The sequence below is a fragment of the Burkholderia singularis genome (assembly GCF_900176645.1).
Classification (GTDB): domain Bacteria; phylum Pseudomonadota; class Gammaproteobacteria; order Burkholderiales; family Burkholderiaceae; genus Burkholderia; species Burkholderia singularis.
This window is the reverse complement of record NZ_FXAN01000089.1, coordinates 23,272-29,707: the sequence shown is the minus strand read 5'-3', so window position 1 is coordinate 29,707 and position 6,436 is coordinate 23,272. Positions and strand designations below refer to the sequence as shown.

At 62.8% G+C, this 6,436-nt stretch carries 4 protein-coding genes, 1 tRNA gene and 2 pseudogenes; 4 read left to right on the top strand and 3 right to left on the bottom strand.

Annotation, left to right across the window (positions count from 1 at the left end; genetic code table 11):
* Nucleotides 1–76 (top strand): annotated as a pseudogene (locus BSIN_RS26830) (peptide transporter); the annotation flags it as partial.
* Between the two features lie 356 nt (nt 77–432).
* On the opposite strand, the gene BSIN_RS19615 reads toward BSIN_RS26830, so the two are convergent.
* From BSIN_RS19615 to BSIN_RS19610, 3 genes and pseudogenes are all read right to left on the bottom strand, one after another.
* Nucleotides 433–1,380, bottom strand: coding sequence for a tyrosine-type recombinase/integrase (locus BSIN_RS19615; protein WP_256583888.1), 948 nt, complete (start codon nt 1,378–1,380; stop codon nt 433–435).
* Between the two features lie 30 nt (nt 1,381–1,410).
* Nucleotides 1,411–1,611, bottom strand: a pseudogene (locus BSIN_RS26580) (Arm DNA-binding domain-containing protein); the annotation flags it as partial.
* Between the two features lie 213 nt (nt 1,612–1,824).
* Nucleotides 1,825–1,911: transfer RNA gene (locus BSIN_RS19610), tRNA-Leu, on the bottom strand.
* 230 nt (nt 1,912–2,141) lie between these two features.
* On the opposite strand from BSIN_RS19610, the gene rnr reads away from it, so the two are divergent.
* The 3 genes from rnr (at nt 2,142) to rpiA (ending at nt 6,320) form a co-directional block, all read left to right on the top strand.
* Nucleotides 2,142–4,574, top strand: a complete 2,433-nt coding sequence (gene rnr, locus BSIN_RS19605) for a ribonuclease R (protein ID WP_089341683.1) — start codon at nt 2,142–2,144, stop codon at nt 4,572–4,574.
* A gap of 140 nt (nt 4,575–4,714) precedes the next feature.
* Nucleotides 4,715–5,458: a 23S rRNA (guanosine(2251)-2'-O)-methyltransferase RlmB gene (gene rlmB, locus BSIN_RS19600; RefSeq protein WP_059518442.1), complete on the top strand. Its 744-nt coding sequence runs from the start codon at nt 4,715–4,717 to the stop codon at nt 5,456–5,458.
* A 166-nt stretch (nt 5,459–5,624) separates the two neighbouring features.
* On the top strand, nt 5,625–6,320 hold the full coding sequence (gene rpiA / locus BSIN_RS19595; protein ID WP_089341682.1) for a ribose-5-phosphate isomerase RpiA: 696 nt from the start codon (nt 5,625–5,627) through the stop codon (nt 6,318–6,320).
* Nucleotides 6,321–6,436: the final 116 nt, after the last annotated feature.

The following is a 6,436-nucleotide window of genomic DNA, read 5'->3' as shown; positions in this document are numbered from 1 at the left end:
CACGCCGGTCTACAAGCCGCCCGGGTTTCCGACGGCGCGGGTGACGGTCGGCTTCCAGGTGACGGCGCAATTTTGACGAAAACGCGTTCCAGTAGCCCGGCTCCATACGCCCCAGAGAAGGGGGACGAGGACAAGGGACCGACGCGTTTTCTGACTTACTAGATAGAAGGTTGGCGGCCGGAGGCCCTCCTATCTCCTTAGCCGAGGGTATCTCACATCATGCCCGACGCTGACGCCTGGAGGCGAGGTTTTTCGAATTTGCCCGGTATCGGACGTGCGCAGGGCTGCGGTCTTCGAGATTGGACGATTGATGCGGGACACAAATTGTCCTGCCTTCCGGGAACAACTCATCTGGCAATGAAATGATGGGCGTCGGCGGGTGGTGCTCCAGGCGGTTTCGGGCTGATGACAAAGCCGAACAAGTTTCAAGCGTCAGCCTATGGGCGTGCCGAAGGGTGATTGCCATCGTTTATGGTGGGTGTCCGCTTGACACTGGCGGTCAATGTAGTCGGCCCACTCTTGCATAACGCGGCGGCGCTCATCGTCGAAAGTCGTTCGGTCATAGGCTTTTTGGACATCACCGCGTTTTGCGTGAGCGAGTTGAGCTTCAAGGACATCGATGTCGACGCCAAGTCGTTCTCTGCCAACCGTGCGCAGCATGCCTCGAAAACCGTGCGTTGAGTGCTTTCCCTGAAAGCCCATGTCGCGAAGTGCTTTACTTAGCGCGTCGCGACGAAGATGCGGCGTCTTTTGGCGAGCGGGGGAGGGAAAAACATACTGGTTCTTGCCCGTGAGCGTTTGCAGTTCTTGGAGAACGGCAACGGCTTGCTTGGGTAATGGGACGATGTGGGCGTGGCGTGTCTTCATGCGCTCGGCGGGGATGTGCCATTCGGCTGCCGTCAGATTGATCTCTGTCCAAGGTGCAGAAGCGACAACCCCGGAACGAAGCGCGGTCAGCATCGTGAGTTGAAGCGCGGCTCGGGTAACGGGCGATTGGTAGTCATTGATGGCACGCACGAGCGGCGCAATGTCACCGGGCTTCGTTATTGCTGGAATGTGTCCCTTTTTATGCCGCGGAATGACTCCGCTTAGTGATAGTGAGAGGCCGTCGTCTCGCAAGCCGTGCTGAATCGCAAATGTAACGATGCCGCCGATGTACTGGCGAGCTTTGGCGGCAAGATTGGGCGCATGGGAGGCGATATTCTCCAATACGGGTTTGATGTCAGGCGTGGCGAGCGTTGCGACGGGTTTGTTGCGAAGCGGGGGAGAGAGGTATTCCCGAACCACGAATTCGGCCTTGCGATAGGTCTCGTCGGCCCATTCTTTGTGCTTGAACTCGAGCCAGCGTTTGGCGACGAGATGGAATGCGCCTTCGGTCAAACGCTTTCGTGCTGCCGCCTGCTCCCTACGGTGTTCGACAGGATCAGTGCCTTCGCGCACAAGAGTGCGTGCCGTCAGCGCGGCTTTTCGCGCATCGATGAGAGAAACGTCGGGATAAGGACCAAGGCTAAGAAAGTTTTCTTTGCCAGTGCTTGGTCACCGATAGCGAAAGAGCCACGTCTTGCTTCCGTTCGGCTGAACTCGAAGCGCAAGACCGCTTCCGTCTGCTAGTAGATAGGGTCGCGCACGCGCTTTGGCACTGCGGTAGGCAACTTCTCACTTGGGTTCAGCATGTCTAGGCACGGGCATTCCCCTGCTTTCGAGTATACGCAAAAAGAGTGGATGCCAGCGGAACATGGTGGGCCAGCATGCAACAAAAAACCCCGTAAGACATTGATCTTACGGGGTTTCTCGGCTTTCTATGGATCTTGCTGGAAGAACCGTTGGTGCCCAGGAGAGGACTCGAACCTCCACGGTGTTGCCACCGCTAGGACCTGAACCTAGTGCGTCTACCAATTCCGCCACCTGGGCAGGTGTGTGCTGCAAAGACCACCATTATAAGGTGCGGAGCGAGGCTGTCAACACTTTTTCGGCACTCGGATCGATCTGGCCGAATGCTGCTCAATACGCGGCACGCGGCCCGTTTGGTGCGGCAGCGGGTGTTAGAATGGGGCGGCATGAACGAGCGGGACGCCCGTCCAACGTCTGTCTGCCGCCCGTCACGCAAGCCAAACGCACCGAGAACAATCATCGACAAGCCCTTGAGCAAGTATCCGTATCCCATCCCGAGCCGCGAAGAGATTCTCGGCGTGCTGCGCACGAGCGACGCGCCGCTCGCCGCGAACGACATTGCCGAAGCGCTGTCGATCAAGCGTCAGGAGCGCGAAGGATTCTTCCGGCGAGTCGCCGCGATGGAGCGCGACGGCCAGATCCGGCTCGACAAGCGCGGTCATTATCAGCTGACGCATCCGTCGAACTTTGTTGCGGGGCGCGTGCAGGGCCATCGCGACGGCTACGGTTTCGTGATTCGTGACGACGGCCAGGACGATCTGTTTCTGCCGAACGCGGAGATGCAAAAGGTCATGCACAACGATCGCGTGCTTGCGCGGATCGTCGGCTATGACCGGCGGGGGCGCCCGGAAGGGCATGTCGTCGAGGTGACAGAGCGCGCGAACAAGCGCGTGATCGGGCGCATGCTGAACGAGAACGGCACGCTCATCGTCGCGCCGGAGGACAAGCGCATCGGCCACGATATCCTGGTCGCGCAGAATGCGAAGAAGGCGAAGGTCGGGCAAGTGGTCGTCGTCGAGCTGACCGATTTTCCGAGCCGGCATTCGCAGCCGCTCGGCCGCGTGGTCGAAGTGCTCGGCGACATCGACGATCCCGGCATGGAAATCGAGATCGCGGTGCGCAAGTACGGCGTGCCTTACGAATTCGGCGGCGCCGCGCTCGACGAGGCCGCCGCGCTGCCTGACAAGGTGAGACCGGCCGATCTGCGCTATCGCGTCGATCTGCGCGACGTGCCGCTCGTCACGATCGACGGCGAGGATGCGCGCGATTTCGATGACGCGGTATATTGCGAGCCCATCGCGCTCGGGCGCGGCGGAGGCTTTCGCCTGATCGTCGCGATCGCGGACGTGTCGCATTACGTGCAGCCGGGCAGCGCGCTCGATGCCGACGCGCTCGAGCGCAGCACGTCGGTGTACTTCCCGCGACGCGTGATTCCGATGTTGCCCGAGAAGCTGTCGAACGGGCTCTGCTCGCTGAATCCGCAGGTCGACCGCTGCGTGCTCGCATGCGACATCGTCATCAACGCGCGCGGCGATATCAAGGCCTATCAGTTCTATCCGGCCGTGATCCACTCGGCCGCGCGCCTGACGTATACCGAGGTGGCCGCGGTGCTCGCGAACACCAAGGGGCCCGAGGCGGCGCGCCGCGCGGAGCTGCTGCCGCATTTGCAGAATCTGTATGGCGTCTACAAGGCGCTGTTCGTCGCGCGGCAAAAGCGAGGCGCGATCGATTTCGACACGACGGAAACCTATATCGTCTGCAATGCGCAAGGCAAGATCGAGCAGATTCTGCCGCGCCAGCGCAACGACGCGCACCGTCTGATCGAGGAGTGCATGCTTGCCGCGAATGTCTGCGCGGCCGATTTTCTGAAGCGCAATAAGCATCCGGGTCTGTATCGCGTGCATGCGGGGCCGACGCCGGAAAAGCTCGAGAACCTGCGCGCGTTCCTGCGCGACATGGGCCTCACGCTCGGCGGCGGCGACACGCCGCATGCCAGCGATTATGCGGCGCTGATGGCGCACATCCGCGACCGCCCCGATGCGCAGATGTTGCAGCCGATGTTGCTGCGCTCGATGCAGCAGGCCGTCTATAGCCCCGACAACATCGGCCACTTCGGGTTGGCATACGATGCATACGCGCATTTCACGAGCCCGATTCGCCGTTATCCCGATCTGCTCACGCACCGCGCGATCTATGCGATTCTCGCGGGAAAGAAGTATGTGCCGAAATCGCCGGATGGCGTCGAGTTGAACACCGCGTTGTCGCCGCGCGCCCGCGCGATGCAGCGCGAGGATGACGAATCGCGCGGCCGCGCGCGTTCGAACGCGGCGATCTGGGAGGAGCTCGGGCTGCACTGCTCGGCGAACGAGCGCCGCGCGGACGAGGCGTCGCGCGACGTCGAGGCGTGGCTCAAGTGCTATTTCATGCGCGACAAGCTCGGCGAGGAATATGGCGGGATGGTGAACGGCGTGACGTCGTTCGGCATTTTCGTGCAGCTCGATACGCTGTTTATCGAAGGCTTGGTGCATGTGACGGAGCTCGGCGCCGATTATTTCCAGTACGACGAGGTGAAGAACGAGTTGCGCGGCGAGCGCACCGGTATTCGCTATCGGCTGTCCGATCGGGTGCGGGTGCAGGTGAGCCGCGTCGATCTCGACGCGCGCAAGATCGATTTCCGGCTCGTGCGCGATACGCCGATCAAAGCCCCGCGTGCGGCGGTGTCCGGCGGCGCCGAGCCGGGCGGTCCGCGTGTGCGCGCGTTGCCGCCCGCGGAAGCGCCCGTGCGCCGCAAGAAGGCGGCGGCTGCGCCGAACGCCGCAGTGAAGGAGGCGCGCGCCGCGCGCAAGAAGGGGGCAGCGGCGAAGCCCGCCGCGAAAAAAGCGCGTTCGCGCAAGAAGTACTGAATGCGCGTGTCGCCCATCGCCGGCGACGCTTGCCGATCGAGACGCCGCGCGCCCGGCCGGGTGCGCGGCGCTTTTCTTTTCCCATATGGCCACGCGCCGGGCGCGGCCATGCGTTTTTTTGATGGAAGGTTGTTCGAGCCATGTCACGTTTGAAGGTTCTCTACGGTTTTCATGCGGTGACCGCGCGCATGCGGCACGACGCGTCGACGGTTGCTGAGGTGTTCTACGATGCGACGCGCCGCGATCGCCGGATGCAGGATTTTCTGCACGCCGCGAAGGAAGCGGGCGTGCGCGTCATTGCCGCGGATGAGACGCGTCTTTGGGGGCTCGCGCATACCGAACGGCACCAGGGCGTTGTCGCGCGCGTCGAGGATCTGCCGCTTGCGCAGAATCTCGCGGAGCTGCTGGACGGCATCGGCGGGCCGGCGTTGCTGCTCGTGCTCGACGGCGTGACCGATCCGCACAACCTGGGTGCGTGCCTGCGCGTGGCCGATGCGGCGGGCGCGCATGCGATCATCGCGCCGCGCGACCGTGCGGTCGGCCTCAATGCGACGGCCGCGAAAGTCGCGAGCGGCGCGGCCGATACGGTGCCATACATCACGGTGACGAATCTCGCGCGGGCGTTGCGCGAGCTGAAGGATGCGGGCGTATGGGTGATCGGCACGTCGGACGATGCGACGGCGAGCTTATACGATACGAAGCTCGACGGCCCCGTCGCGCTCGTGATGGGAGCGGAGGGCGAGGGGATGCGGCGCCTGACGCGCGACACGTGCGACGAAGTGATGTTCATCCCGATGGCGGGCAGCGTCGAGAGCTTGAACGTGTCGGTTGCGAGCGGCGTTTGCCTGTATGAGGCGGTGCGGCAGCGAGGTTTGAAAAAGTAGCGCGGCGTGCACGGGGTGCCGACGGCGCCCGTTCGAGCGGGATGGTTCGGGATGCGAAAGACGTTGCGCCGCTTGCTTGGGCGGCGCGCACATGGCAAAAAACGGGCGGCGGCGCTGACTGCCGGTAAACTTGCGCCTTTTGCACCTTTGACGATTTGACGCTGCCATGACCCAAGACGAACTCAAACGCCTCGTTGGCGAGGCCGCCGCCCGTTACGTGATCGACAACGTGCCGCAAGGCGCGGTGCTCGGCGTGGGCACGGGCTCAACCGCCAACTGTTTCATCGATGCGCTCGCCGCCTTCAAGGACCGCTATCGCGGTGCAGTGTCGAGTTCGGTTGCGACGACCGAGCGCTTGAAATCGCACGGCATCCGGGTCTTCGATCTGAACGAAGTCGATGCGTTGCAGGTGTATGTCGACGGCGCCGACGAAATCGACGCGTCAGGCGCGATGATCAAGGGCGGCGGCGGCGCGCTGACGCGCGAGAAGATCGTGGCTTCGGTTGCCGAAACGTTCGTCTGCATCGCCGATGCGAGCAAGCGGGTGCCGGTGCTCGGCCGGTTCCCGCTGCCAGTCGAGGTCGTGCCGATGGCCCGCACCGCGGTCGGCCGGCGCCTCGCGGCCCTCGGCGGCGTGCCCGTGTTGCGCGTGAAGCCGGACGGCACACCCTACGTGACCGACAACGGCAACGAGATCCTGGATGTCAAAGGGCTGTCGATCGACGATCCGCGCGGGCTCGAGTCAACGATCAACGCTTGGCCGGGAGTCGTGACGGTGGGATTGTTCGCGGCGCGCGGCGCGGATTTGTGCCTGCTCGGCACCGAGCACGGCGTCGAGACGATCGCCTATGCGCGGCATTAATTCAGTTATTCAGCAATTCATGTGAAATGTAAGCTTAATCGAATTGCGCTTCATTCAATTGAAAAAATGCAACGCAATTCTTTCGCCAACCATTCGGACTCAAGCCGGGCGGGCTT

Bases quoted from the DNA above. Each gene is read 5' to 3' on its own strand.
- rlmB (WP_059518442.1), top strand. From the start codon at position 4,715: ATGTCACGTTTGAAGGTTCTCTACGGTTTTCATGCGGTGACCGCGCGC.
- rpiA (WP_089341682.1), top strand. From the start codon at position 5,625: ATGACCCAAGACGAACTCAAACGCCTCGTTGGCGAGGCCGCCGCCCGT.